22 protein-coding genes, 2 tRNA genes and 1 pseudogene are annotated in these 25,366 nt (G+C 67.6%); 15 read left to right on the top strand and 10 right to left on the bottom strand.

Going from position 1 to position 25,366, the window contains the following annotated elements; translation table 11 throughout:
• Positions 1-27: 27 nt before the first annotated feature.
• The 6 genes from FY251_RS08500 to FY251_RS08475 all read left to right on the top strand — a co-directional run bounded on the left by FY251_RS08500 (position 28) and on the right by FY251_RS08475 (position 6,561).
• The gene (locus FY251_RS08500) at positions 28-1,389 is read left to right on the top strand and encodes a RimK/LysX family protein (protein WP_148414339.1); all 1,362 of its coding nucleotides are present in this window, start codon (positions 28-30) and stop codon (positions 1,387-1,389) included.
• A 116-nt stretch (positions 1,390-1,505) separates the two neighbouring features.
• A complete protein-coding gene (locus tag FY251_RS08495; RefSeq protein ID WP_148414338.1) occupies positions 1,506-2,087 on the top strand; it encodes a DNA-3-methyladenine glycosylase in 582 nt (193 codons plus the stop codon).
• Positions 2,088-2,228: 141 nt separating this feature from the next.
• Entirely contained in the window at positions 2,229-4,205 is a 1,977-nt protein-coding gene (locus FY251_RS08490; RefSeq protein WP_148414337.1) for a 3-hydroxyacyl-CoA dehydrogenase/enoyl-CoA hydratase family protein, read from the top strand.
• An 86-nt stretch (positions 4,206-4,291) separates the two neighbouring features.
• Positions 4,292-4,366, top strand: a tRNA-Glu gene (locus FY251_RS08485).
• Between the two features lie 129 nt (positions 4,367-4,495).
• Positions 4,496-5,872 (top strand): MgtC/SapB family protein, encoded by a 1,377-nt coding sequence (locus tag FY251_RS08480; protein WP_148414336.1) that lies wholly within the window; start codon positions 4,496-4,498, stop codon positions 5,870-5,872.
• 260 nt (positions 5,873-6,132) lie between these two features.
• Entirely contained in the window at positions 6,133-6,561 is a 429-nt protein-coding gene (locus tag FY251_RS08475) for a disulfide bond formation protein B (RefSeq protein WP_148414335.1), read from the top strand.
• On the opposite strand, the pseudogene FY251_RS24225 reads toward FY251_RS08475, so the two are convergent.
• From FY251_RS24225 to FY251_RS08445, 6 genes and pseudogenes are all read right to left on the bottom strand, one after another.
• Positions 6,503-6,658, bottom strand: a pseudogene (locus FY251_RS24225) (deoxyribodipyrimidine photo-lyase); the annotation flags it as partial. The gene FY251_RS08475 and the pseudogene FY251_RS24225 sit on opposite strands and share 59 nt — an antisense overlap.
• A 105-nt stretch (positions 6,659-6,763) precedes the next feature.
• Positions 6,764-7,303: a hypothetical protein gene (locus tag FY251_RS08465; RefSeq protein WP_148414334.1), complete on the bottom strand. Its 540-nt coding sequence runs from the start codon at positions 7,301-7,303 to the stop codon at positions 6,764-6,766.
• Between the two features lie 8 nt (positions 7,304-7,311).
• Complete coding sequence (locus FY251_RS08460; protein WP_148414333.1) at positions 7,312-9,321, bottom strand: SpoVR family protein; 2,010 nt, start codon at positions 9,319-9,321, stop codon at positions 7,312-7,314.
• Entirely contained in the window at positions 9,318-10,637 is a 1,320-nt protein-coding gene (locus FY251_RS08455) for a YeaH/YhbH family protein (RefSeq protein WP_148414332.1), read from the bottom strand. The genes FY251_RS08460 and FY251_RS08455 overlap by 4 nt, the downstream gene beginning before the upstream one ends.
• On the bottom strand, positions 10,628-12,901 hold the full coding sequence (locus tag FY251_RS08450) for a PrkA family serine protein kinase (protein ID WP_148414331.1): 2,274 nt from the start codon (positions 12,899-12,901) through the stop codon (positions 10,628-10,630). Before FY251_RS08450 ends, FY251_RS08455 begins: the two co-directional genes overlap by 10 nt.
• A gap of 2 nt (positions 12,902-12,903) precedes the next feature.
• Complete coding sequence (locus FY251_RS08445; protein WP_148414330.1) at positions 12,904-14,976, bottom strand: PrkA family serine protein kinase; 2,073 nt, start codon at positions 14,974-14,976, stop codon at positions 12,904-12,906.
• Between the two features lie 539 nt (positions 14,977-15,515).
• Here FY251_RS08445 and FY251_RS08440 point away from each other — a divergent pair.
• From FY251_RS08440 to FY251_RS08430, 3 genes are read left to right on the top strand one after another with little or no spacing between them, the layout of a single operon-like run.
• Complete coding sequence (locus FY251_RS08440; protein WP_148414329.1) at positions 15,516-15,896, top strand: DUF5820 family protein; 381 nt, start codon at positions 15,516-15,518, stop codon at positions 15,894-15,896.
• A gap of 24 nt (positions 15,897-15,920) precedes the next feature.
• The gene (locus FY251_RS08435; protein ID WP_089777537.1) at positions 15,921-16,370 is read left to right on the top strand and encodes a UPF0179 family protein; all 450 of its coding nucleotides are present in this window, start codon (positions 15,921-15,923) and stop codon (positions 16,368-16,370) included.
• Positions 16,371-16,403: 33 nt separating this feature from the next.
• Positions 16,404-17,051, top strand: a complete 648-nt coding sequence (locus FY251_RS08430) for an HAD family hydrolase (RefSeq protein ID WP_148414328.1) — start codon at positions 16,404-16,406, stop codon at positions 17,049-17,051.
• A gap of 23 nt (positions 17,052-17,074) precedes the next feature.
• Here FY251_RS08430 and FY251_RS08425 read toward each other — a convergent pair whose 3' ends face one another.
• Positions 17,075-17,944, bottom strand: a complete 870-nt coding sequence (locus FY251_RS08425; RefSeq protein WP_148414327.1) for a succinylglutamate desuccinylase/aspartoacylase family protein — start codon at positions 17,942-17,944, stop codon at positions 17,075-17,077.
• 119 nt (positions 17,945-18,063) lie between these two features.
• Positions 18,064-18,549 (bottom strand): DUF309 domain-containing protein, encoded by a 486-nt coding sequence (locus FY251_RS08420; RefSeq protein WP_148414326.1) that lies wholly within the window; start codon positions 18,547-18,549, stop codon positions 18,064-18,066.
• Between the two features lie 88 nt (positions 18,550-18,637).
• On the opposite strand from FY251_RS08420, the gene FY251_RS08415 reads away from it, so the two are divergent.
• The 3 genes from FY251_RS08415 to FY251_RS08405 all read left to right on the top strand — a co-directional run bounded on the left by FY251_RS08415 (position 18,638) and on the right by FY251_RS08405 (position 19,709).
• Complete coding sequence (locus FY251_RS08415) at positions 18,638-18,826, top strand: hypothetical protein (RefSeq protein WP_148414325.1); 189 nt, start codon at positions 18,638-18,640, stop codon at positions 18,824-18,826.
• A gap of 94 nt (positions 18,827-18,920) precedes the next feature.
• Entirely contained in the window at positions 18,921-19,580 is a 660-nt protein-coding gene (locus FY251_RS08410; RefSeq protein WP_148414324.1) for a high-affinity nickel-transporter protein, read from the top strand.
• Positions 19,581-19,625: 45 nt separating this feature from the next.
• Positions 19,626-19,709, top strand: a tRNA-Leu gene (locus FY251_RS08405).
• A gap of 807 nt (positions 19,710-20,516) precedes the next feature.
• Here FY251_RS08405 and FY251_RS08400 read toward each other — a convergent pair.
• Positions 20,517-20,786 carry a hypothetical protein gene (locus FY251_RS08400; RefSeq protein ID WP_148414323.1) on the bottom strand — a complete coding sequence of 90 codons (270 nt, stop codon included), beginning with the start codon at positions 20,784-20,786 and terminating at the stop codon, positions 20,517-20,519.
• A 91-nt stretch (positions 20,787-20,877) separates the two neighbouring features.
• Between FY251_RS08400 and FY251_RS08395 the strand changes: the two genes are divergently transcribed.
• The 3 genes from FY251_RS08395 to FY251_RS08385 all read left to right on the top strand — a co-directional run bounded on the left by FY251_RS08395 (position 20,878) and on the right by FY251_RS08385 (position 23,470).
• A complete protein-coding gene (locus FY251_RS08395) occupies positions 20,878-21,675 on the top strand; it encodes an inositol monophosphatase (protein WP_148414322.1) in 798 nt (265 codons plus the stop codon).
• An 87-nt stretch (positions 21,676-21,762) separates the two neighbouring features.
• Entirely contained in the window at positions 21,763-22,233 is a 471-nt protein-coding gene (locus tag FY251_RS08390; RefSeq protein WP_148414321.1) for an Lrp/AsnC family transcriptional regulator, read from the top strand.
• Between the two features lie 118 nt (positions 22,234-22,351).
• A complete protein-coding gene (locus FY251_RS08385; protein ID WP_187367375.1) occupies positions 22,352-23,470 on the top strand; it encodes a DUF63 family protein in 1,119 nt (372 codons plus the stop codon).
• Positions 23,471-23,677: 207 nt separating this feature from the next.
• Here FY251_RS08385 and FY251_RS08380 read toward each other — a convergent pair whose 3' ends face one another.
• Positions 23,678-25,366, bottom strand: a complete 1,689-nt coding sequence (locus tag FY251_RS08380; RefSeq protein WP_148414319.1) for a YcaO-like family protein — start codon at positions 25,364-25,366, stop codon at positions 23,678-23,680.

Raw genomic sequence — 25,366 nt, 5'->3', positions numbered from 1 at the left:
TTGAAACCCGGAGGATATCAACAGAGTATGTCCACCACAGACGACGCCGTGCGTGTCGGCGTGCTTTCTCTACACAACAGCAAGGAGACGAAGGCAATCCTCAACGCGGTCGAAGACCTCGGTCACGAGCCGGTGTGGCTCCGTCGGGAGAACGCGGCGGTCAGCATCGAAGACGGCGAGGTGACAGTCGAGCCTGAGGTGGACATCATCGCGAATCGACTGCTCCTGTCCAACACCGAGGAACCCGCGGAACTGCTCGGGCTGGCGACGACGTTCAACCGCATCCGCCCGATGCTCAACGAGCCGGACGCGGTCCTCGCCGCCATCCACAAGTTCGCCACGGCCGCGACGCTCGCCAACTGGAACATCAAGGTGCCCGACGCGCTGCTCGCGCTCTCGAACGACCGGCTGAACAAGGGCCGCGAGCGCTTCGGCGACGTCGGCGTCTACAAGTCCGCCATCGGCACCCACGGCGGCGGGACGTGGAAGGTCGACCTGACCGAGCCCGTCAACCCGAAGGTCGGCAACCGGCAGGCGTTCCTCCAGAAGCTCATCGACCGCGACGGCGACCGCCACCGCGACCTGCGCGTCTACATCGTCGACGGCGAAATCGTCGGCGCGATGTACCGCTACGCCCCGGAGGGCGACTGGCGGACCAACGTCGCCCTCGGCGGCGACGTGCTCGACGCGACCGACGAGATGCCCGAGGAGGCAAAGGAGACGGCGCTCTACGCCGCCGAAGTGATGGAGATGGACTACGTCGGCGTCGACCTCGTCGAGGGCGACGACGGCTGGTTCGTCCTCGAAGCCAACCCGACCGCCGGTTTCAAGGGCCTCTATCAGGCGACGGGCAAGAGCCCCGCGCCGCACATCGCCAAGCTCGCAATCGAGCGCGCGGGCGGCGAGGTCGACGACACGCGCGTCGAGGAGCTGTCGGCGACGCTCGACGACTCCGTCCCCTCGTGTGCCCCCAACGAGTCGCCAATCATCGACGGCGAAGCGCCCCTCATCGGCTACATCGAGGAGGTCGTCGTCAACGGGACCAGCGGCTCCCAGCAGACCCTCGCGAAGTCCGACACCGGCGCGACCCGAACGAGCATCGACACGAGCCTCGCCGCCGAAATCGGCGCGGGGCCGATTAAGAGCATGACGCGCGTGAAGTCCGGGAGCCTCAAGAGCGGGAAGGCCCGCCCCGTGGTCGACCTCGTCATCGGTATCGGCGGCACCCAGCACACCGTGACCGCCAGCGTCGAGGACCGCTCGCACATGGACTACCCGCTGCTGCTCGGCCGCGACATCCTCGAACACTACCGCGTGGACGTGCGCCGCCGCGCCAACGCCGACCGCAACGACAGCGACGACGAAGAAGAGGAACTCCTCGAAGAGTAAGTCGGTCCGCCACGCCGCGGCCACCGGCGCGGTCACCGCCGTCGAACCGACCGGCGACCGCATCCGAGCAACCGAGACACGCGCACTTTTCTCCCCGACGGCCCAACCACGAGTCGATGAGCGACGACGCCTACCGCGAACTCCGGGCGGACCCCCACCTCGGCGACGTGGTCGACGAACACGGCCCGCTCTCGCTCGACCCGGCCGACGACCCCTTCGAGCGACTGGTCGTCTCGATTGTCAACCAACAGCTCTCGACGACCGCGGCGGCGACGATTCGAGACCGCCTGTTCGACCGCGTCGAGGTCACCCCCGAGGGGATACTGGCCGCCGACGAGGCCGTTCTGCGCGACTGCGGCCTCTCGAACCAGAAAGTGGGCTACGTCCGCAACGTCGCCGACGCGTTCCGAGACGGACTGTCGGCCGAATCGCTCCGGGCGATGGACGACGGCGAAGTCGTCGCGGCGCTCACCGAGATTCGCGGCGTCGGCGACTGGACCGCGAAGATGTTTCTCATCTTCGTGCTCGCCCGCGAGGACGTGTTCCCGGTCGAGGACCTCGGGATTCGCCGCGGCATGGAACACGTCTTCGGGTTCGAACGCGACGCCGTCTCCCGCGGCGAGATGCGCGAGCGCGCCGAGCGATGGGCCCCCTATCGGAGCTACGCCAGCCGGTATCTCTGGCGGTGCGTCGACTAACCGGCAGTCGGTGGAAAGCCGACTCGACCCGAGTAATCGACAGACTGCGTCGGGGCCGATCATCGAGAAAATAAACGCGAGTTTTGTTTATTTTTCCTGCGAGGGAAACGTTGAAACCGCGACGCAGTATAACGTTCTTCCATGAACGTAGATGACGTCGACAGCATCACCGTTCTCGGAGCGGGCAACATGGGCCACGGCATCGCGGAGGTCGCGGCCCTCGCCGGCTACGACGTCGTGCTTCGCGACATCGAAGACGAGTTCGTCCGAAAGGGCTACGACCAAATCGAGTGGTCGCTGAACAAGCTCGCCGAGAAGGACCGACTGTCGCAGGACGACGCCGACGCCGCGCTCGCCCGCGTGTCGACCGCGGTGGACCTCGCCGAGGCCGTCGCCGACGCCGACGTCGTCATCGAGGCCGTCCCCGAGAAGATGTCGATTAAAAAGGAGGTGTACACCGAGTTGGAGGAACACGCCCCCGACCACACGGTGTTCGCCACCAACACCTCCAGTCTCTCCATCACCGAACTCTCCGAGGTGACGGCGCGACCCGAGCGCTTCTGCGGGATGCACTTTTTCAACCCGCCGGTCCGCATGGACCTCGTCGAAGTCATCTCCGGCGCGCACACCGCCGACGAGACGCTCGACCTCGTCGAAGACCTCGCCGAGTCGATGGGCAAGACGCCCGTCCGCGTCCGCAAGGACAGCCCCGGCTTCATCGTGAACCGCATCCTCGTCCCGCTGATGAACGAGGCCGCGTGGATCGTCCACGCCGGCGACGCGACGATGGTCGAAGTCGACGCCACGACGAAGTACGACATGGGCCTCCCGATGGGGAGCTTCGAACTCGCCGACTACGTCGGCATCGACGTGGGCTACCACGTCCTCGAATACATGCACGAGGTGCTCGGCGACGCCTACGAACCCTGTCCGCTCCTCTCGGAGAAGGTCGAAGCGGGCGACCTCGGACAGAAGACCGGCAAGGGGTTCTACGACCACGAAGACGGCGAGGGCGCTGAGGTCCCCCACGACGAGGGGAGCGAGGCCGTCAAGAACCGCCTGCTGGGCGTCATGGCGAACGAGGTCGCCGACCTCGTCGAAAACGACGTGGCCGACCCGGCCGCCATCGACCGCGCGGTCAAACTCGGCGGGCGCTTCCCCGACGGCCCGGCGAAGATGGCCGACAGCGCCGGTATCGACACCCTCGTCGACGCGCTCGACGACCTGCACGACGAGACCGGCGAAGAGCGTTACGAGGCCGTCGCGTACCTCCGCGACCTCGCGCAGTCCGGCGAGGGCTTCTACGGCGGCGAGGAGTCGTCCGACGACGTCCCCGCGTTCGACACCATCTCGGTTGACGTGCGCGAGGGCGTCGGCCACATCACGCTCAACCGCCCGCACCGTCTCAACACCATCAGCACGGAGCTCATCGAGGAGCTGTCGACGGCCATCGACCTGTTCGACGACGACGGCGACGTTCGCGCCGTGCTCCTCACGGGAGCCGGCGAGCGCGCGTTCTCCGCCGGTGCGGACGTGACGAGCATCGCCGGGAGCGGTCCCGACGCCCTGACCGGCACCGAACTCTCCCGGACGGGCAAACAGACGTTCGGCAAACTCGAAGCGAGCGATATGCCCGTCGTCGCCGCCATCGACGGCTTCTGTCTGGGCGGCGGCATGGAACTCACCATGTGCGCCGACCTGCGAATCGCTACGAAACGCTCCGAGTTCGGCCAACCGGAACACAATCTCGGTCTCGTCCCCGGGTGGGGCGGCACCGTCCGACTCCAGCGCATCGTCGGCACGGGTCGAGCGAAGGAAATCATCTTCACCGCCGACCGGTACGACGCCGAGACGATGGCCGACTACGGCTTCGTCAACGAACTCTTCGAGAGCGAGAACTTCGAGGCCGAGGCGTTCGAGTACGCCAAACAGTTCGCACAGGGACCACCCGTCGCCCAGCGACTCACCAAACGCGCCATGCACAGCGCGTGGGAAGACAGCGACGCCGGCCTCGAAGTCGAATCACAGGCGTTCGGACTGGTGTTCACGACCACCGACCTGATGGAGGGAGTCGCCGCCTTCACGAGCGACCGCGACCCCGAATTCACGGGCGAGTAAGCCGCCGTCGTGGGTGGGTTCCTCTCACTTGCCCGCGATGGAACGCAACGCTTAAAATAGTCCAACGACCACTCGTGAATGCAGACGCTCGGTTGGTGTAGTCCGGCCAATCATCTTGGCCTTTCGAGCCGAGGACCAGGGTTCAAATCCCTGACCGAGCACTTCTCTGCTGAACTTCCTTTCAAGCGACCGCCATCTCCACACCCAATTAGCTTACACGTTTTTAACGATAGCAATTAAAATACGAACGATAGCATGGAACACGAACGTCCCGAGACGAGGGGTCGGTGATGCTCGAAGAGTTCGTCTCGCAGGTCGACCCCGTCGTCATCCGCCTGTTCGTCGCGGCGGCGTTGGGGATGTTCCTCGGCTTGGAGCGCGAGCGGTCGAAGAAGAGCGCCGGCGTTCGGACGTTCACCCTGACGAGTCTCCTCGGCGGCATCGCCGTCGCGGTCGGGAGCGACGTACTCCTCGCGGTCGGCGGGTTGTTGGTGGTCGTGCAGGCGGTGTTGCTCGGGAGTCGCGGGCTGTTCGACCGCAGGTCCCGCGAAAGCGACGCCGACGGAGCAGACTCGCGGGACGACCGCGACGCCGCCGGTGCGTCCGACTCACACCGCGATGGGAACCGCCGCGAAGACGCCGAAGTCGCCCGGTTAGACGACCTCGGCGTGAGCCTCTCGCTCACCACGTCCACGTCGCTTCTGGTCGCCTACGCGGTCGGCGCGGCAGTCGTGAGCGGCTTCGTCATCGAGGGGGTCGTCGTCGCGCTCACCTCGTCGCTCCTGTTGGTCCTGCGGCGCGAACTCCACGGGTTCGCCCGGCGACTGACGACGGACGAGGTCCGAAGCGCCGTCGAGTTCGCCATCATCGCGTTCGTCGTCTACCCGTTGCTCCCCGAGGGGCAGGTCGGCCCGTGGGATGCCGTCAGTCCCCGAACCGTCTGGCTACTCGTCGTCGCGGTGAGCGCCATCGGCTTCGTCAACTACGTCATCATCCGGCGGTACGGCGAGCGCGGCATCGCCATCACGGGGTTTTTCGGCGGGCTGGTGAACTCGACGGCCGTCATCGGCGAGATAGCCGGGCGGACCAGTCGAAACCCGTCGATTCGGCCGCTCGCGGCCGGCGCGATTCTCATGGCCGACGCGGCGATGGCGCTCCGGAACCTCTCGCTCGTCGCCGTGTTCGTTCCTGAACTCGCGGTCGAGGTGGGCGTCCCACTCGGACTCATCGCGCTCGTCGGGGTGAGCTACGCGCTGCACTCCCGCGAGTGGGGCGTCGACCTCGACGTGTCGTTCGAGTCGCCGTTCAGCCTCGAAAGCGCCCTCCGGTTCGGCGTCTTCTTCCTCCTCGTGTTGCTCGCCTCGGCGGCGGCACAGGAGTACTTCGGCGCGACCGGGTTCGTCGTGACGAGTTTCCTCGGCGGACTCGTGTCGAGCGGGTCGGTCGTCACGACCGCCGTCACGCTCTACGGCGGCGGCACCATCGGCGAGACGACCGCCGTCGTCGGCGTCCTCGCCGGCACCGCCGCGAGTATCGCGGTCAAGGTCGCGCTCGCGGCGAGCGTCGACCGGGAGCTCCTCGGGCCGGTGGCCCGCCGGAGCGCGCTCCTCGTGGCCGCCGGCGTCGTCGGCGTCGTCATCGTCACCACCGTCGCCGTTCAGCCGTGAGCGATGGTGCAGACAGGACGGTCCCGAACGCGAGCGGCCGGAACCGCCACGAGCGTGCGGTCGCCGCGCCGACAGCTCGCTCCGCCGAGCCGATGGCTTGAGGTACGCCGGCGTCTATCGTGGCTCCACGCCCAACGAGCGATGATACGCGACCCGACCCGACGAGACCGTGGTGAACCGCGCACCGAGCGACAGCAGTCGGCCTCGAAGCCGAGCGGAACGGTTCGAGGGCGAGGGCGCGACTTCGGGAGCGCCTGACCGTGTCGGACGCGACGCGCGCCGCGCTCGCCGCGGGAACCCTCGTCGCCCTCGCCGCGACGAGCGGGAGTCTCTACTTCAGCCTCGGACTCGGACTGACGCCCTGCGACCTCTGTTGGTACCAGCGCATCCTGATGTACCCGCTGGTCGTGGTGCTCGGTGTCGCCGCGATCGAGGACCGACCCGGCGTCTGGAAGACGGTACTGCCGCTCTCGCTCGGGGGCCTCGCGCTCTCGGGGTATCACTCCTATCTGCAGGTCGCGCCGGGCGCGACCTGTACCGTCAGCGGCCCGTGTACGTCTATCCAGTACCCCATGCTCGGCGGTCTCCTGACCATCCCGCGACTCGCGTTCATCGGGTTCGCGCTCGTGACGGTCCTCGCGGTCGCCGTCGCCCGCCTCGGCGGGGCCGACGACGCGTGGGGGATGTGACGTGACCGCGGTCGGCCGCACAGGCGGCCGCGAGCGCCGCGTTGTCGTGCAGGCGGAGGTCGCGGCGGAACCACGCGAGCGAAATTGACTCGGACATCGTCGGCGGCGCTTAGGATGGGGGTGACTTGAGTCGAACGGCGGATTCGAAGCTGGTGGAATCGGGGCGGGTGGAATAAGGACGGACCGCGGCCGTGTCTCCGAGCTACGTCCGGCTTCGCGTCTGTAAGCCGAGTTCCGCGCCGGCGACGGCGGCGACCGCGGTGAGCGCGACGCCGGCGACCAGTCGCGGGTCCACGCCGTCGATGACGGGGACGCCCATCCACCCGGCGACGAGGAGCGCGAGGCCGGCGAGACACGTCGCCAGCGACAGGAGCGCCAGCGGCGGCTGTGTCGGCTCCGGGTCGGCCAAGAAGTGGTCGAGTTCCGCCGCGGCCGAGCCCAGCGAGACGGTCTTCGCCCGCGAGTCGTACGCGACGATTCGGAGCGAGTCGAGTTTGGGGAGGTGCGTCTGGTGCAGCGAGATGTAGACGCTCTGCCGGACGTTCTTGGGGGGCGGCGACTCGCCGGACTCTACCTCGGCGATGTGCTCCGCGAGGTCGCCGACCGACTCCGGCCCCGCCGCGTCTCGCAGTCGGTCGAGCGCGAGCCGTCGCCGCTCGTTTCTGAGCACGTCGTGGATGTCGGCCTCGTCGAGCGAGTCGTCCGCCGGCTCGTCCACCGCCGGCGGCTCAGCGTCGCCCATCGCCCCGCTCAGAGCCAGTCATCGGGCTTCGTGTCGTAGTCGACCTCGCCGGCGGCGATGCGGGCTTCCAGTTCGGCGTCGAGGTCGTGTTCCTCGAACGACTCGCCGTCGTACCGAATCCGGATGGCCCGCTCTTCGGGCGTCGGCTCGCGGCCCCGCCGCCGGGCGACTTCGACCTCGTGTTCGTCGAACTCCTTCGTGATGGTCATCAGGTTCACCGGGCGACCCCAGAGGTGGTAGACGCGCTCTAAGACCCCCTTCGCCTGCTTCATGTCGAGGATGACGCCGTTGTACTGGTGGCCCAACAGGAGTTCCCCGCGGTTGTCGAAGTTGCCGTCGTACACCGCGATGGTCGGTTTCCCGAAGTTGGTGAACTGGAACAGGAGCTTCTTTTTCACGTCGCGGTACTCCGACGACGAGACGCGGAACTGCTGGGACGACTGGGAGTACTCGTAGGCGAAGTAGTGGTTCGCGCGGACGAACTCCTCGGAGAGGAACGCGTCGAGGAACGTCACGTCGTTGTGGCTCTCGCGAATCTCGCGCATGCGGTCCCAGCCGGCGGTCTTGTCCACGTCTGCGATGGCCTCCTCGACCGTGTCGTACACCTCGTCGTCGAACATGTACCGCGAGAGCTGTTCGAGCTCGGAGCGCCGAATGCGGCTGATGAACCCGCGGTTCTGCGCTTTGACCAGCGAGTAGTGTCGCTCCGCGAGTCCCTCGTAGGTGAGCAGCTTCCACGGGTACGCGTCGAGGTCCAGCGACTCGTCGCCCGACAGCGCCCTGTCGAGCGTCTCGTGGTCGACTCTCGGGTCGTCGGGGCCGAGTTCGGACAGTTCGTCGAGGGAGTCGGCGCTGACGCCGTCGATGGCGGGGTGCGCCCTGAGGAGCTCCTGCACCTCGTCGAAGTCGACCGTCTCGCGGAAGTTGCGCCACGTCACCCCCCTCACGCGCAGGAGCTTGTCGGCGACCGCCGCGCGGTTCGTCGAGTTCTCGATGTACTCCCACAGCTCCTTGCCGAGCTTGTAGGGGTTGAGCCCGGGCGACCCGAGGACGCGCGACTGGTGGTCGGCGTAGGTGATGAACTCGTCCGTGCCCGCGAAGCGCTCGTCGCCCATCATGAGCGACTCCCAGTAGGCCGCCCAGCCCTCGTTCATCACCTTCGTCATCTTCTGGGCGGCGAAGTAGTACGCCTCCTCGCGGAGCATGTCGAGAACGTCCTTCTGCCACGGCTCCATCTCCTCTGCCTTGCCCGTCTCCTCGTCGTACCGCATGCCGTGTTCGCGGACGTACGCGAGCACGTCCTTCCGGGGGTCGGTGAGCTTCGCGGCCTCGCGTTCGGCCTCCTCGACTTCTTCGAGCCACGCGTCGTCGAAGACCTCGCGGCGCACGTCGTCGGAGATGTCGAGGCTGTCCAGTTGGGCGCGGATGTCTCCGGGGATGCGGCCGTCCTCGTCGGCGGCGGCCTCGCGGATGGTCCGGTGCTGGTCGATGGTGTCTTCCAGACAGAGGACGGCGTCGATGAACTTCTCCACGTCGTCCCGACTGATTTCGGGGTTTTCCACGTACCGCTCGATGGTCTGGGCGTGGCGTTCGAGCATCGCGGCGGCGGCGAACTGCCCTTCGTCGGAGAACAGCCCGAACCACTGGTTGTTCTTGAAGAAGTCCGAGTGCGCCTCGACGTGGGTGATGACGGCCTTCTGGTCGGCCAGCGAGTTCGACTCCTGCAGGAAGGCGTTCGCCGGGTCGTCGTTGTTGACGATTTCGAACGCCTTGCCCATCCCGAACTGGTCGGTCTTCCGCTGGCGGTCGTAGGTCATCCCCCACCGCCAGTGCGGATACCGCTCTTGGAAGCCGCCGTAGGCGATGAGCTGGTTCATCTCGTCGTAGTTGACCACCCAGTAGTTCACCGGGTAGGGGTCGAGTCCGAGCTTCTTCGCGAGCGCGCCGGCCTCCCGGACGGGCTCGTCGAGTCTGGCGGCCTCGCGCTGTGCGTCTCTGCGGTGTCGTCTGAAACTCATTCTGCTGTCGCCTCCGTGCTGAGGATGGTGTAGATGGCGTCGATGACGTCGTCGGGCTCCGAGACGTACGCGACCACGACGTTGCCCTGCTCGCCGAGGCTCCGTTCGACCTCTTCTGCGTGCGTGGCGTTGATGGCGGTCCCGCCGGGCTGGGTCTCCACGTAGGCGTGGAGGTTCGCGTCTATCTCCTGCATGAGCGGGACGACACGCTCTTTCGTGTCGTTCGAGGAGTTCTCGGAGTCGCCCGCGGCGAAGACGTAGCGGTTCCACTCGCGCCACGGGTAGCGCTCGTCCAAGACCTCCTTCGCCAGTTCGTAGGCCGACGAGATGCGCGTCCCGCCGCCCGAGCGGATGCCGAAGAACTCGTCGCGTTCGACCTCCCACGCCTCGGCGTCGTGGGCGATGTAGACGAACTCGGCGTGGTCGTACTTGCCCGTGAGATACCAGTCGAGCGGGGTGAAGGTGCGCTCGACGAGCTCGCGCTTCGTCTCCCGCATCGACCCCGACACGTCGCGGATGTTGACGACCACGACGTTCGACTGCTTCTTCTCGATGACCTCGGGGTGGCGGTAGCGCTCGTCCTCGCGGCGGAACGGAATCTCGCGGAGCCCCTCGCGGCGGATGCGCTGGGTGGCCGTCGTCCGGTCGACGTTCTCCTCCATCTCTTCGAAGGAGGCCCACGCCCCGCGTTCGTCGTCCGGGATGCGACCCCACTCGTCTTCGATCCACGCCATCGAGACGAGGATGTTCTGCTCGCGACACCACTCGAACACCTCGCGGGCGGTGGTGCCGTCGACCTTTATCGCCTCGCGGACGAACTCCTCGTCGAAGTCCATCGCGAGCTTGCGCTTCAGGCCCTCCTTGAACAGGCGCTCGAAGTCGAGGGTGCTGTGGGGGCCGCTCCGGGTGATGTCGGTGAAGTCGCCTTCGACCTCCTCGACCACCTCCTTGCCCTTCGGTTCGAGTTCGAGGCCGAGTTCCTCGTCCAACGCCTCGGCGAACTGCTCGGGGTCCATCTCGTAGTACTCGTGTTCGGCCCCCTCCTCGCCGGGCTCGCCGTCTTCCCCGTCGCCGTCACCGGGTTGGGGCTGGCCGAGCGGCTGGCCCACGTCGGGCGTGCCGCCCTTTCCCTGTCCGACGCCGCCCATGTCGAGGCGGTCGTACTTGAACTCCGGCAGGTCCACGACCTTGATGGGTATCTTGATGTCTTTCGAGCCGGACGCGCCGAGGTCGCCGTAGGAGATGAACTCCTTGAGGTCTTCGCGGCGCTCTTCGCCCACTTCGCGGAATCGTTCGAGGTCGTCTCTCAGTCCCATGTGTGGCTCACCTCCTTCATCACGGCACGGCTGGTCAGTTCGGCCGACGCGGCGGTGTAGCCGCGGTCGACCAGTTCGTCGACGGTGCGCGCTTTCACCCGCGCCGTCTCGGTGTTCGCCGGCGGGTCGTCCCACTGGCGGGGGTCGAGGTCGGAGAACAGCCGGCGCACGTCCTCCCAGTCGTGGGTTTCGAGCACCGTCCGGATGACCGGAATCTCGGTGAGGTCCACGTCGGCGACGGTGAATCCCTCGTCGCGGTTCTCCCACGCGTAGCGGTTGAGTGCGGTGATGACCTTCTCGTTGCGGAACTCCTCGACCGACTCGGAGGGCTCGTTGCCCTCGTAGTCGTCCGGCGAGAAGCGCCCGAGGTGCTCGGTCTCGAACAGCTTCATGAGAAGCGGGTCGGGGTCGACCGGCCCGCGCTCGGTCTCTATCCGTCCGTCGGACGCCCACGCGTAGACGTGTTCGACGTACTCCTCGACCGTCTCGCGCTCGACGCCCTTGTCGGCGAGAAGCGCGTCGAGCACGTCCGCCTCCTGTCGGTCGAAGATGTACTCTTTGACCATCGCGATGCGACCCTCGTACTCCGAGGACTCCGCCCGCGAGAACACCGGCGCGTCGGAGAGTTCGGCGACCATCTCGTCGAGCACGTCGGTCGGCATCACCACCGACGACACGTCGAGGTCGGGGTGTCGGCGATCGACGCGGTCGTGCAGCAGGTCGGCGATGACGTCGCGGGTGAACGTCACGGGAATCCCGTGGGTTCCCTCCGCGTCGCCGACGAACTCGAACGCCGACACCTCGCGGCGCTGGTCGCCGACCTGGAGGTAGCCGCGGTCGAACAGCAGCGCCTTGTCCACGAGGTCGAACTCCATGTCCGGGTCGCGCGGCACGTCGTCGCCGTCGAGACGGGTTACGACGCTGTAGAGCGCCGCGGCCTCGACCGTGTGCGGGGCGAGTTCGCGGGTGCGGACCTCGCCCGGCCCCTCGCGCACGTCCAATGCGACGGCCTCGGCGACGCGGTCGGCCATCGCCTCGGGGTCGTCGGTCCAGACGCTCGTCTCGTTCGTCAGCTCGCGGCGGATGAGCTCGGCCTCCAGCGAGAGGTTCGTCAGGTAGCGGAACTCGTGTTTGTTGAGCCGGCGCTTGAGCGCCTTCAGCGGGTCGCGGCCGTTCCGGTCGGCGTACTTGTCGAGTTCGGCGTCGAGGTCCGGGTTCGAGATGATGACGAGCTGGGTGTCGATGTCCATCCCGATGCCCTTGTCCAGTTTGACGTGGCCCTCGTCGGGGACGTTCAGGAGCTTCTGGAGCAGGTCGGCGTGCTGGGTGGCGTCCTCGACGATGGTGAGGAGGCCGTTGCCCTGCGAGAGCACCCCGTCGTAGCTGAACGCCTGCGGGTTCTTCCGGCCCCGGGAGTTCAGCTCGCGGAGCATGCTCGGCATCCACGACCCGACCAGTCGCTCCTTGGGGGAGCCGTCGTCCTCCGAGTGGAGGACGCCGACGCCGCGGCCGACGTCGACGACGTAGTTTTTCACTCGGAGGTGTTTCGGGTCGGTGACGGCGCTGAACAGGTCCGTTCTCCCCGCCCGGCGGAACTCCTCTTCGAGATAGGTGTACGCCTCCAAACAGAACGGGTCGAGGTCCTCGTCCACGTCGACGGGGATGTGGTCGCCGTTCCTGCTGTTGAGGTCGGACAGCAGTCGCTTGCGCACGTCGGCGGGGAACACCGAAAGCGGATGCGACTGGACCGGGCTCTCGTACCAGTCCTCGTCGGCGGCCTCGACTTCGCCGCCGTAGGACAGCCCACGGGTGTCGTCGGCGTTGGCGACGTTCCACTCGACGGTGTAGCGCCGCCCCGCGTCGGTCTTCGAGTACTCCCGGAGGCCGTTGATGAGACAGCGTTTCAACTCGGATTTGCCCGTGGCCGTCGGGCCGTCGAACCAGATTATCTTCTCGGCTTTGCCGCGGTCGGCGGCGATGGTCCGCAGGTCGTCGACGAAGGCGTTGAGCACCTCCGTGTTGCCGAGGACCGCGTGCTCGCCGTCGTTGGCGGGGTCGTCGAAAAAGCGGTACCGCTCTTTCTCTTCGCCCTGTTCGACCACCTGTCTGGTCCCCATCGACTCGATGGCTTCCAAGAGGTACTTCGACGCGTGGGAGGCGATAGACGGCGACTCGAACGCGGCGTCGACGTACTCGCCGAGGCTCATCGGCTCCTCGTAGGTGCCGCGGAGCGCCTCGTCCGCCTCGCGGATGTAGTCTCGCATGGTCACCCTTCGAGCTCGGTCTTCGCCACCTCCGCACCGGCGAACTCAAGCACCTCCCGTGCGCCGTCGCGCGAGTAGCCCTGGTCGACGAGCGCGTCGATCCACGCGTTGCGCTCGTCGTCGTCCAGTTCGTTCGCGCTCACGAGCGCCGAGAAGTTGATGTTGTGCTTCTTGTCCTCCCAGAGCTTGCGTTCGAGGGCGCGGCGGAGGCGGTCGTTGTCCTGCGGGTTGAACGACGTTCCCTCGCGGGCGCGCCGGGAGACCCAGTTGGAGACCTCCTGTCGGAAGTCGTCCTTGCGGTCCTCGGGGATGTTGAGCTTCTCTTCGACCGCGCGGAGGAACTTCTCGTCGGGCTCTTGGTCGCGGCCCGTCAGTTCGTCTTCGACCGTCGCGTCGTCGATGTACGCCATGACGTGGTCCATGTACTTCTCGCCCTGCCGCCGAATCTCGTCGATGTCGTAGGCGAGGGCGTGGCGCACGTCCTCGATGGCGCGCTCTTTGTACTCCTCGCGGACCATTTCGAGGTAGCGGTGGTAGCGTTCGAGGTTCTCCTCGGGAATCGACCCGTGGTTTTCGAGGTTCTCTTCGAGGTGGGTGAACGAGGACAGCGGCGAGAGGTAGCCCCGGCCGCGGTGGGTCGCGTCCATGATGGCCTCGGCGATTTCGTCGCCGATGAACCGGGCGGAAACGCCGTCCATCCCCTCGGCGATGTCGGCTTTCGTCTCGCCTTCCTCGCGGAGTTTGCGCACGTCCACGTCGTCGCCGTCGTCCAACTCGCCGTTGTAGGCTTTCGCCTTCTGAACGAGCGAGATGGTGTCGGAGTCGGGTTCGACGATGCGCGTCAGGACGCCGAAGAGGCCGGACATCTCCAGCGTGTGCGGCTCGACGTGGATGTCTGGCACGTCGGCGTTCCGGAGCATCTTCCGGTAGATTTCGGCCTCCTGTTCGTACTCCAGGACGTACGGGAAGTCGATGCGCTTGGTCCGGTCGTTGAACGCCTCCATCTTCTCGTCGCCCTTCTTCTCGCGGTATTCGGGCATGTTCGTCCGCCCGACGATGACCTGGTCGATGTCGATTCGGGGGTTGTTCTTCGGCTTGATGGTCTGTTCCTGCGAGGCGTGCAGGAAGTCGTAGAGGAACTCCCGCTGGAGCTTCAGCAGTTCCTCGCCGGAGAAGATGCCGCGGTTCGCGTTACAGAACGCGCCGGCGTAGTCGAACGCCCGCGGGTCGGACTCGCCGTACACCGCGAGCTTCGAGTAGTTGACGTCGCCGGTGAGTTCGGTCTCGTCTTGGTTCTTCTTGTCCTTCGGCTCGAACGTCTCGATGCACTGGCGTTTGTTCTCGGAGGCGACGAGCCGGATGATTTCGATGTGGTTCTCGACGACCTCCTCTAGGTCGTCGTCGTAGTGGGCGAGCAGTCGGTCCATGTAGAACTCCGAGGCGGGGTCTAACGCCTGGTCGTTCCGGATGGTGTAGGGCGCGTCGAGGTTCTCGTTCAACTGCTCGATGACCACGTCGCGCTGTTCCTGCGGGAGCAACACGAGCGGGTCCTGATTCATCGGCGACTGGACCACGTCGTCGGACGGGTCCTGGTCGCGGATGACGTCGCCGAGGTTCGTCCACCGGAAGGTGTACATCCGCCCCTCGTCGGACATGGTGTAGTCCTCGAAGTAGCGGCGGGAAATCCAGTCGAAGTGCGACTTCCCGGAGCCGACGGGACCCAAGAGGAGTTTGATGCGCTTTTCGGGGCCGAGGCCGCGGGCCCCCGATTTCACCTTGTTGACGAACTCGTGAATCGACTCGTGGACTTCGCGGCCGTAGAAGACGTTCTCTCCGTCGTGAAGGGGGTCTTCCGAGGCCATGAGGTACTCCACGACGCCCGCGTCCTCGTCGTAACGGGTGCCGTAGAAGTCGAACATGTCCGCCACGCGCTGGTGGGCGTTGCGAGCGATTTTCGGGTGAGCGTAGACCTCTTCCAAGTACCACGCGAAGCTCTTGGCCTCGCGGAGGTCCGCGGGCACGGAGTCTTTGTAGTGCTTGCTCAGGTCTGCGAGTGTTTCAATTTCGCCGGTCATTGTTCGTGAAGCCTCGTCGGACCAGCCGTCCGGAGACGACCGAGGGCGACGCGCCCGCGTTCGCGGGTCGCAGACGACACACCGCGAGCCACGGACCCGCGGCGACAGACCGCGGGCGGTGAATCGAAGTGCGCCGCCGCCGCTACACGCTCACGACGGGTCGGCGACGGGCGACAGAATCGGCGATTTGCGGACGATGCGTGACGGCTCGCTCGGCCCGGGGACCGAGACTACCAATCAATGAGAGACGTTAACATATAACGCTTTCTGTGAAAGTAGTCAACTGATTGTCTCGAACGCCGACCAATCCAGATACGTACCACATCGAGTGACCCTCCAACTGGCCAACGTATGTCGATTTAATCGGCGATTCAGTCGGTTGGCGGTCCCGTTAATCGGGTCGGTTGGGATTCATGTCGCCTGCGACGGGTCGCTTTCGAGGGGGAAACCACTCCGGTCGCGGCGGCGTCGAGGCGAGCGCGACCAGCGGGCGCGGCGGAAGCGGGAAGGCTTAGGACGCGCGGCGGACTAGCACGCCCATGACCGACCTGCCCGACGGGTGGACCCTCTGGAACGACGAACCCGAGGGGCGGCGCATCCTCGCGTATCGCCCGGACGTGTTCAACGAGAGCGCCTTCCCCGCCGAGTGCATGCCGACCGTCTTCGTGTGGAACGGGTCGCGCGCGAACCGTCCGGGCGCGACGCGGATACGCACCGAGACGTGGCACGCGGTGCTCTACCTCGAACCCGAAATCGAGGCCGTCGTCGAGGAGTTCGACTCCCGCGAGGCGGCCGTCGAGGGCGCGACCGACATCGCCGGGCGCTTTTCCGCCGGCGAGATAGACTACCGGAGCGCCTACCAAGTCCCCCGCGAGGAGTACTTCGAGAAGCTCGACGAGCTGACCGGGCGGGAGCCTTAACCGCCTCGCAGGAGAATCCCCGCTATGACCTCCGTCACTCTCGTCGGTGCCCGCCTGACCGACCCCGGCACCGAGTTCGTCTACCACGGTGAATCGAGCGCCTGCGAGGGGTGTCCGTATCGCCGCCAGTGTCTCAACCTCACCGAGGGCGTCCGCTACCGCGTCCTCGGCGTGCGCGAGAACACGCAGGTCCTCGACTGCGCCGTCCACGACGAGGGCGTCCGCGCCGTCGAGGTCGAACCGGCCCCGGTCACGGCGAACGTCCCCTCGAAGGGCGCGTACGCCGGGAGCAAGGCCAGCCTGCAGGGCCCCTGCCCGCACACCGAGTGCCCGAGCCACGAGTACTGCGTCCCCGAGGGCGCGGAGTTCGACCAGGAGTACCGCATCCGCGACGTGGTCGGCGACCCCCCGCACGACCACTGCCACCTCGACCGGAACCTGACGCTCGTCGAGTTCGAACCCGCCGACGAGTAGGGGTTTTTGTGGTTCCCGGCCGCTGGCCCCGATATGACGACCGCCGTCTTCTTCGACCTCGACCTGACGCTCCTCCGCTACACCGCCGACTTCGAGACCATCTTCCACCGCGCGGTCCCGGACGCTCCGGACGGTGCCTACGACCGGTATCTCTCGGTCTTCTTCGACGCGTTCGAGGACCTCGCCGTGGACCCCTACGCGGTCGGCTTCGAGGCAATCACCGACGAGTTCGACATCGGCGACGACCCGGAGGCGCTCGTGGCGCGCTACGCGGAGGCCGAACTCGCCGCCACGACCGTCCCCGAGTCGGCCCGCGAGGCGCTCGCCCGCGTCGCCGACCGTCGGCCGACCGGGATTCTCACGAACGGCGCGCCGGCGGTCCAGCGGGCGAAACTCGAACGCCACGACTTCGCGGGCGTCGTCGACGCCGTCGTCGTCTCGAACGACCCCGCGGTCGCCTCGCGGAAGCCCGACTCGGGCATCTTCGAGGCCGCGGAGACCGCCCTGCCGGCCGACGGCTACGTCTACGTCGGCGACACCTACGACGAGGACGTGGTCGGGGCGCGAGACGCCGGGTGGGAGGCGTACCACGTCGGCGGCGACGGCCCCGACGACGACCCCGCAGCGGTCGAATCGGTCGCCGACGCGGCCGCTCGAATCCTCGGTGAAGACGACGCGTAGCGCGGGAGAAGCGAGAGAACCGACTACGGGAGCGTGCCGACCTTCTCGCCGGCGTAGCCGAAGATGTCCGCGTAGCCGTACGCCGAAAGGAGAATGGGGTAGAAGTCGCGGTCGGCGACGAACTGCTCGGCGTCGGCGCGGGCGAACGTCTCGCCGGCGGCGACGGGTTCGAAGTTGGTCGCGTGGACCTCGTACTGGTCCGCCGGCGGCTTGGGAAGCCGTTCGAGCAGGCGGAACACGTCGAGGCTGCCCTCCTCGGGGATGCCGAGTTTCAGGCGGTCGTCTTCGGTCTGCGACTCCGACTCCTCGTCGGGCCCGCCGCCCTCGCTCCCACCGTCGCTCGCGACGGCCGGCGCGGGGAGGACGTTCGTCGCGGTGAGGAACGCCCGGATGAGCCAGTAGGCGTTGTCGGCGGCCTCGGCGGATTTCTGGAGGCCGGCTTCGACCTCGATGGTGTGGGCGTGTTCGATGAGGCGACCCTCCGCGAAGTGGTTCGTCTCGACGGCCACGTCGACCGGGAGCCGGGGGAGAATCGACCGGGAGATGGCGTCGACGGCGTCCACGATGGCGAAGGGTTCGGCGTACGACTGGGTGGAGTGAAGCGAGAAGGCCGTGGTGCCGCGGACCTCGCGGCCGAGGTCGTGGGCGAGGCGTCGCTCGTGGCTCTCGGCGTTGGGGTCGCCGGGGAACGCCCGGTTGAGGTCCTCGTCGAGATAGCGCGCGTCCGCCGCCAGCGCCTCCTCGTTTGCGACGATGAGCTTCACCGGCCGCTCGACGTCGGGGTCCTCCGCGACGAACCGCTCGATGGCGCGAGCACCACAGGGCTCGTCGCCGTGGATGGACCCGACGACAGACACTTCGGGCGTGCCGTCACCGAGTTCGTAGATTCGCATTGCCGGTTCCTAGAACCGGACGCTAATGGACCTTTAGATTCTCCCGGTTCGAGCCGCTTTCCCGGACGCGCTCGCCGAGGCGGGCGGGGCGGGACCGCCGCGAGAGCGCCCTGACGCGGTCAGTGGTCGAGTCCCTCGACGTACTCGTAGTCGGCGGGGTACGCGGTCGCGCGGTGTCCGTCGAGTTCAATTTGCCAGCCGTGGAGCGCCGTCGGGTCGTCAAGCGCCGCCCGGAGCGTCTCGCGCACGTCGTCCACGTCCACGCCGTAGAAGTCGCTCGGGACGCCGCGGATGTACTCCAGCGCCGTCTCGAACAGCGACCGCATCCCCGCGTCGTTCTCGAAGTCGAAGTGCTTGTACGCGCCGGCGGCGACCTGCACCATCCCGTGGAGGAAGGCGCTTTCCGCGGTCCCCGCGCCGTAGTTGTACCACTCGTCTTCGAAGCAGTCGTGGCTCTCGTGGAAGTCGCCGGCGTTGAACAGGCGGACGCCGTGTTCGACCGCCCGCCGGAGCGTCGCGTGCTCCCACGCCCGCAGTTCGTCGTTCCACCCCGACGGGTTGCCGAGCGGCGGGGCGACGCTCGGGTCGCGGGTGTGTTCGTCCATGTGAGTCAGGGCGACCGGGAGCCCGGTAACTCCATCGGTGGGGTAATCGGTCGTGCTGTTTTTCGTGCTGGCGCGGCAACGGTCGGACGTGACGGACGCGATAGAATGCACCTACTGCGGGAGCGACGTTCGGCGTCACGACCCCGTCTTCGTGGAGGAGTTCGAAGCCGGCGAGCGCGTGCCGGCGGGCGCGTTCTGCAATTACGCGTGCCTCTCGTCGCACATCGACGCGGCGGAACTCACGACCGGCGCGTCCTGCGAGTGGCGGCCGGAGTAGGAACCGGACTCGCTCGCTCCGGACGACCGGACCGAGAGCCGTAGTCGTCGCAGCGACCCCTGACCTATTTATCCCGATTCGTCCTTTCGAGCGTATGGCACTCGCATCAGCTCTCGTGGCCGGCGGGGTCGTCGGCGTTCGGCACGCGCTGGAAGCCGACCATCTCGCCGCCGTCGCGACGATGGTCGAAGACGACGACCGACCGAGCATCGTCGGCGCGTCGTGGGGCGTCGGCCACTCGATTCCGATCGCCGTCGTCGGTCTCGCCTTCGTCGCGCTCGGCGTCCGCCTGCCCGAATCGGTGACGCACTTCTTCGAAGTCGTCGTCGGCGCGGTTCTCGTCGTCCTCGGCGCGCGGATGCTCCTCCGAGCCGCCGGCGTCTCGGTGCCGACGCTCCGCGACCACGACCACGACAGCGGCGTCCACCGGCATCTCTCGCTCGGGAACGTCGCGTTCGGGACGAGCCACACCCACGTCCACGACGAGTCGTTCGGGGTCGGCGTCCTCCACGGCTTCGCCGGCAGCGGCGCGCTGGTCATCGCGATGGTCTCGACCGCGCCCGCGGTGGGCCAGGCGCTCGCGTTCCTCGCGGCGTTCAGCCTCCTCACCATCGCCACGATGGCGACCGTCTCGTTCCTCTGGGGCCGCTCGATGGCGGTCGGCGGGACGCGCGTCCTCCGCGCCGCGGCCGGCGTCGTCGGCGTCGCAGTCGGCGGTCTCCTCGTCGCAGAGCAGTTCGGCGGTCTCGTCTGACGTTTCGCAACGTTTTAGCGGTCCGCCTATCGTACTTGAGTACGCGCGAGGGTAGCTAAGTCAGGAAAAAGCGGCGGACTCAAGATCCGCTCCCGTAGGGGTCCGTGGGTTCAAATCCCTCCCCTCGCACTTGTCCCGAGAAACGACGCGACGAGCGGCGCGCGTCCCGAGGGAGCCGAGCCAGAGCGCGTACGCGACGCAGTTCGACCCGTTCTCGGGCGGGAACGCGGACGCCGACGCAGTCGGCCGTCAACGTATAAACTCGGTCGCTCGACCGGCGACGCGTCTCCATCGGGCCTCGGCGGTTTTCCGGTCACGCAGCCAGCGAAGCGCCGCTGCCCGCATCCCGAACAATTCATCATGTACAGACCGGGTTTCCGGTGAAAACCACCGGACGCGGTCCACACGAGGACGACATTAACCGACGAGCGCGTCTGACCGTTCCGCCGGACAGACAGTCAGGGTCCCCAGACCCTCCAAAAAATATCAGAAACGTTCATTATGTTTTCGGACCTACTGTAGTGTTGCCGGAAGCGCAAGGACGCACCGGATGACCAAACCGAATCTGTCGGGCGACGTGAAAGGCGTCGACGACGGTACGCATCGCAAGGTGCGGAGGAATGGAATCGACACGAACACCGAGTCTTTCGTAACAGGAAGACGAGGTCAAAGTGCCGAAGAGGAACCGAAACGGCCCCGTAACCGCTCTGCGAGCGAGTGGCAGGAAGACCAAGTACCGGACCACGAGGAATCGGAGTTCGGGAACTCGGCGCGAGCCGAAACGGTCGTGAGGGTTGTGGAAAACGTCTTCCGTCCGGGTTCTAATTGCGGATTCTGGCTTTTCCGATATCCGCCCGCCGAGCGGACGGTCCGCCTCGCGGGGCGGAGTTCACGGCTTGTCGAGCTGCGGCCGTCAGCGGCGCGTCGGCGGCCACGTCACGGCCGAACCAACTGACTCATCAGTCGGAGATACTCCGAGGCGACGAGCGGTTCGTCGGCCGCGGTTCGCTCGACGGCCGCCACGCCGTGTCGCAGTGTCTCCTTGAGCGGACTCGGCGGTACTTTGTGACCGAGCACGCGCGACGCCGCCTCGACGTGTTCCAGCGCGACCTCGGCGTCACCGGCTCTGACCGCCGCTCTGGCGTCGTCGAACGACGCCGCGAGCGATTCGCGGACCCGAGCCGGGAGGTCGATAGCGTCTGACACGCCACGAAGTAAACCGTCCATCGACATAAGCCACCGGGCCGCGCCGCCGCCGGGTCGGTGGATATAGGCACCTGCCGGTCCTGCCACGTTCATGAACGAACTCGACGCCCGGGCGGACCGGGCACAGCGCGCGGCCCGCGACGGCGGCGCGGTCGCGCGGCGCGCCTTCAGAACCGGCGTCGCCGTCGAGACGAAAAGCGGGAAGACGGACGTGGTCACGCAGGCCGACAGGGACGCCCAGCGCCGCGTCGTCGACCGAATCCGCGGGGCGTTCCCCGACGACCCCATCGTCGGCGAGGAAGCGGACGAACTCAAATCGGTTCCCGAGTCGGGACCGGCGTGGGTCGTCGACCCCATCGACGGGACGAACAACTTCGTGCGCAACGTGCCGGTCTGGGCGACCGCGGTCGCCGCCGTCCGCGACGGCGACCCCGTCGCGGCGGCTAACTACCTGCCCGCGCTCGACGACTGCTACGCGGCCGACGACGAGACGGCCTACCGAAACGGCGAGGAGATTTCGGTGAGCCAGCGCGACGACCCCGAGACGTGTACGGTCTGTCCGACGTTCTGGTGGGACTACGACGTCCGCGACGAGTACGCCGCGGCGGCCCGCGCTATCGTGACGCGCTTCGGCGACATGCGGCGCTACGGGAGCATGCAGGTCGTGCTCTCGTACGTCGCCGACGGCTCGCTCGACGGCGTCATCACGAACAAGCGGGCGAACCCGTGGGACTCGGTCGCCGGCGCACACCTCATCCGGATGGCCGGGGGGACGGTCACAGACCTCGACGGCAACGAGTGGCGGCACGATTCGGAGGGCCTCGTCGCCTCGAACGGGCGCGTCCACGACGTCGTGCTGGAGGCGGCCCGCGAAATCGACGGGCGGTAGACGGACGAAAGCCAGACGGCGCTCGTCGCCGACGCGAGCGAGTCCCCATCCGCAAGTGCGAAGTCACCCCCCATCAGAAGGGATAGCATGGACCTCGACGCGACGGACCGGGCGATTCTCCGGATTCTGATGGAAGACGCGCGGACCCCGTTCAGCGAAATCGCCCGCAGAATCGACATGTCGAGCGCGACGGTTCACGACCGGGTCGGTCGGATGGAAGACGCCGGCGTCATCGAGGGCTACCACGCCCACGTCGACCCGCGGGAGGTCGGACTGGGCACCTCCGCGCTGGTCGGCTTCCGGGTCAAACAGGGCCGCGAGAAGGAGGCGCTCCAGCAGCTCCGCGACATCGAGGGCGTCCAAGAGATCAACCTCACCACCGGCGAGTGGGACGTGATGCTCCGGGTGTACGCCGAGGACACCGACGCCCTGCGCGAACTCATGTTCGACCACATCGCCGAACTCGACGGCTTCTCGCGGTCGCAGACGATGGTCATCCTCGGCACCGAGTACGACGACCCGGTGTTGCCGATTCGCGACCCGGACGACGAGGACTGAACCCCACCGACCGCGGAACTAACTCGCCACCGCGAGGCGTGCGCCGAGCGTGCGAGAGACCGGAACCCTCAACAGGCCCGCCGTCGGGGTATCGGCTATGGCAACGGTAGCAGAGCGAATGGGTCTCGACTCCGAGCGCCTCTGGGGGCTCGGCGTCGCGGCCATCCTCGTCGCGCTCGTCGGCGGGTCGCTCGCGTTCCCTCGCGTCGTCTACGACGGCTTCATCTGGCACTACTTCTGGGGCCCCGTCCAGGCCGACGCGAACTCGGCCGTCTGCGCGGTTCGGGCGAGCGGCGTCACGCAGTACCTCGACACGGCGTCGGCCTGCGCCGCCGCGGCCGAACCCGTCGCGTACCCCGGCTACACCCTCGTCTCAGAGGTCGGCTACATGGTCACGCTCGTCATCGCCCTCTCGGGCGTGGTGTTCCTCCTCCGCCGCCTCGACATCGGCGAGAGCCCGCGGTTCTTCTACGCCCTCTTCCCGTTCATGCTGTTCGGCGGCGCGTTCCGCGTGGTCGAGGACGCCAACGACGCCCCCGGCGTCGCCGACGCCCTCATCACCTACCCGCTGAACACGCTCGTCATCAGTCCGGTCATCTACGTGACCGTCTTCGCAATCACCCTCGTCGCCGTCGTCGGGAGCGTCCTCGCCGAGCGGCGGGGCCTCGTCGACGACTACGTGAAACCCCTGTTCGGGGCCGGTCTCGCCGTGCTCGCGGTCACGCTCGGCTACCTCCTGTGGGCCGGCCTCACCGGCGCGCAGGGCGCGACGTTCTACCCGCAGGTGCTCGTCGTCATCCTCGTCGGCGCGACGCTCGCCGCCGCCGCGACGTGGTGGCTCGTCGAGCGATTCGCCCCCGAGGTCAACGCGGGAACGGGGTACATCGGCCTCGTCGTCATCTGGGGCCACGCCATCGACGGCGTGGCGAACGTCGTCGGCCTCAACTGGATGGTCGCGCTCGGCGCGGGCAACAACCTCGTCCCGAAGCACCCGGTGAACCAGGCGGTCGTCGACTTCACGGCCGCCACGCTCCCCGAGTCGGTGCTGGCCGTCACGGGCGACGCGTGGCCGTTCCTGCTCGTCAAACTCGTGGCCGCGACGGCCGTCGTCTGGGTGTTCGACGAGCAGATATTCGAGGACAGTCCGCGCTACGCGATTCTGCTTCTCATCGCCGTCCTCGCGGTCGGGCTCGGACCGGGAAGCCGCGACATGCTCCGCGCGACGTTCGGCGTCTAATCGGCCCGCGGTCTCCCGCTTTCTGCACCCTCGTTTTCTCTCCCGACGAAGCTTCAAGTACGGAGCCGCGGCCAACACCGCTATTCTGTGACGCAGGCCGCGCGATGGCTCGCGGGTGTCCGGCACACCGCCGCGCGGATGCGATTCGTCCCGCCCACCGCGTGACCGACGTGCCGGCTGCCAGCCACGAAGCCCGTAACCCGACAGCTACGGGAACGGGTGGAACTCGCGGTCCAGCCGCGGCTCGAAGCCGAGGTCCCGCGGCACCGACTCGGCGCGGTCGGCGAAGTACGGTTCGCCGATAAACAGCGGTTGCGCCGCCGGCACGAGCACGCGGACCGCCTCGAAGCCGAGGCGCTCCACGTCGCGCGGCGTGGTCCGCGCCGCGTAGGCGTCGAGGCCGGCGTCGGCGACCGCCGAGACGACCGCGTCGAGTTCGGCCGCGCCCTCGGGAATCTCATCGGGGCCGACCGAGTCCGCGGAGATGGTCGCGTCCGGCGAGACGAACGTCCGCGCCGGTTTCGGGAAGTCGGCGTAGGTCGCAATCGCGCCGCCCTGCGTCGCGGCCTGCTCCGGCCCCATCCCGCGAAGTTCGGTCCAGTTCTGGAGCGCCTCCGCCAGCGCGGAGCGAGCGGCGCGGTTCGCGTCGAGGTCCGCGCCGGAGCCCATCGCGAACTTCGGCCACTCGCCCTCGCGGTGGACGGCCACCGCCACGACCGGCACGTCCACGTCCTGCGTCACGAGGAGCGCGGTTACCCCCAAGGACTCCGAGCGGGCGCGGGCCGCCAGCGTCTCGAACGTCTCGTCTGTCACGTCCAGCCCGAGCGGGTCGAACGTCGAGTACCACGCGAGCATCGTCGCGTCGCGCTCGACGACCTCGTACAGCCCCGAGAGAATCGCCTCGGTCCCGGAGTTGCCAAGGCCGAGGCCGGTCGTAATCGACGGCTTGTGTCGCTCGGACGGCGGCGGGTAGTGGACGAACTCCGCCGGGAGCGAAACGGTCGCCCCGGTAGCGAGGTCCTCGCCTTCGACCCACTGAATCGGCTCTTCGGGGTCGGGGTCGCGGAACGAGTCGGGTCTGACGAAGCGACTCGGCGGTACCGCGGCCGGCCGAGACGCCGCGGGAGCGACGGCGAACTCGCTGGTGCGGTAGACGCCCGCCGCGTAGCGTTCGAGCGCCTCGCCGAGCGCCTTCATGTAGGCCTCGTCCCAGCCGGCGGCCGCGCCGCCGGCGAGTTCGGCCGCCCGAGCGTCGGCGTACACCGTCGTGTCCGCCGTCTGCGCGACGTAGTACGGAAGCGGGAACGACTCGCGCTCGCCGACCTGCGTGACGATGCCGACGCGGTCGTCCACGGCCGATTCGGCCCGCGCGAGCGCGTCGTCTAACTCGACGGCGCGGAAGTCGCGGTCGAGGGTGCGGTCCCGTTCCGTCGGCGACGGCGCGGGCAGAAACGGCCGCTCGGGACCGGGGACTTCGACGACGGTCCCGGCCACGGCGTCGCCCGAGAGGAGCGCGATACCCCGCCGTCCGGCGATAGCGCCGGCGAGTCGAACGGCCGCGCGGTCGCCGCCGGGGCGGCCGTCCGACTCCGTGGTGGACGCGACGCGCGCCCGGAGGTCAGCGAAGTCGGCGCTCTCGGGGTCGAACGCCGAGACGGCCGCGTCGAGGTCGGCCACGGCGTGCCCCCCGACGCCGCCAATTTCGACCGCGAGCCAGCGCGAAGCGGCGGCGTCGGCCGCGTCGAAGGCGTCGCTGCCGGCCGGAGCGACGACGAAGCCGAGGTCGAACGAGTCGAGCGAGTCGGGGGCCGTCTCCGCGACCGTCGCGTCGATGTCGGCGCACGCCGCGCGAATCGACTCGGCGGCGGGGCCGCTCCCGACGAGTCCGATGTCCAT

It is taken from the genome of Haloferax sp. KTX1 (assembly GCF_902410085.1).
Taxonomy (GTDB): domain Archaea; phylum Halobacteriota; class Halobacteria; order Halobacteriales; family Haloferacaceae; genus Haloferax; species Haloferax massiliensis.
The sequence above is the reverse complement of the archived record's forward strand: the minus strand, read 5'-3'. Positions and strand labels throughout refer to the sequence as shown.

Excerpts from the sequence above, each read along its gene's own strand:
- FY251_RS08465 (WP_148414334.1), bottom strand. The coding sequence starts at position 7,303 with ATGGGCGACGCTGAGCCGCCGGCGGTGGACGAGCCGGCGGACGACTCG.
- FY251_RS08380 (WP_148414319.1), bottom strand. The coding sequence starts at position 25,366 with ATGGACATCGGACTCGTCGGGAGCGGCCCCGCCGCCGAGTCGATTCGC.
- FY251_RS08460 (WP_148414333.1), bottom strand. The coding sequence starts at position 9,321 with ATGAGTTTCAGACGACACCGCAGAGACGCACAGCGCGAGGCCGCCAGA.
- FY251_RS08445 (WP_148414330.1), bottom strand. The coding sequence starts at position 14,976 with ATGACCGGCGAAATTGAAACACTCGCAGACCTGAGCAAGCACTACAAA.
- FY251_RS08500 (WP_148414339.1), top strand. The coding sequence starts at position 28 with ATGTCCACCACAGACGACGCCGTGCGTGTCGGCGTGCTTTCTCTACAC.
- FY251_RS08490 (WP_148414337.1), top strand. The coding sequence starts at position 2,229 with ATGAACGTAGATGACGTCGACAGCATCACCGTTCTCGGAGCGGGCAAC.
- FY251_RS08425 (WP_148414327.1), bottom strand. The coding sequence starts at position 17,944 with ATGCGAATCTACGAACTCGGTGACGGCACGCCCGAAGTGTCTGTCGTC.
- FY251_RS08480 (WP_148414336.1), top strand. The coding sequence starts at position 4,496 with ATGCTCGAAGAGTTCGTCTCGCAGGTCGACCCCGTCGTCATCCGCCTG.
- FY251_RS08395 (WP_148414322.1), top strand. The coding sequence starts at position 20,878 with ATGAACGAACTCGACGCCCGGGCGGACCGGGCACAGCGCGCGGCCCGC.
- FY251_RS08495 (WP_148414338.1), top strand. The coding sequence starts at position 1,506 with ATGAGCGACGACGCCTACCGCGAACTCCGGGCGGACCCCCACCTCGGC.
- FY251_RS08455 (WP_148414332.1), bottom strand. The coding sequence starts at position 10,637 with ATGGGACTGAGAGACGACCTCGAACGATTCCGCGAAGTGGGCGAAGAG.
- FY251_RS08430 (WP_148414328.1), top strand. The coding sequence starts at position 16,404 with ATGACGACCGCCGTCTTCTTCGACCTCGACCTGACGCTCCTCCGCTAC.
- FY251_RS08435 (WP_089777537.1), top strand. The coding sequence starts at position 15,921 with ATGACCTCCGTCACTCTCGTCGGTGCCCGCCTGACCGACCCCGGCACC.
- FY251_RS08385 (WP_187367375.1), top strand. The coding sequence starts at position 22,352 with ATGGGTCTCGACTCCGAGCGCCTCTGGGGGCTCGGCGTCGCGGCCATC.
- FY251_RS08390 (WP_148414321.1), top strand. The coding sequence starts at position 21,763 with ATGGACCTCGACGCGACGGACCGGGCGATTCTCCGGATTCTGATGGAA.
- FY251_RS08440 (WP_148414329.1), top strand. The coding sequence starts at position 15,516 with ATGACCGACCTGCCCGACGGGTGGACCCTCTGGAACGACGAACCCGAG.
- FY251_RS08410 (WP_148414324.1), top strand. The coding sequence starts at position 18,921 with ATGGCACTCGCATCAGCTCTCGTGGCCGGCGGGGTCGTCGGCGTTCGG.
- FY251_RS08420 (WP_148414326.1), bottom strand. The coding sequence starts at position 18,549 with ATGGACGAACACACCCGCGACCCGAGCGTCGCCCCGCCGCTCGGCAAC.
- FY251_RS08450 (WP_148414331.1), bottom strand. The coding sequence starts at position 12,901 with ATGCGAGACTACATCCGCGAGGCGGACGAGGCGCTCCGCGGCACCTAC.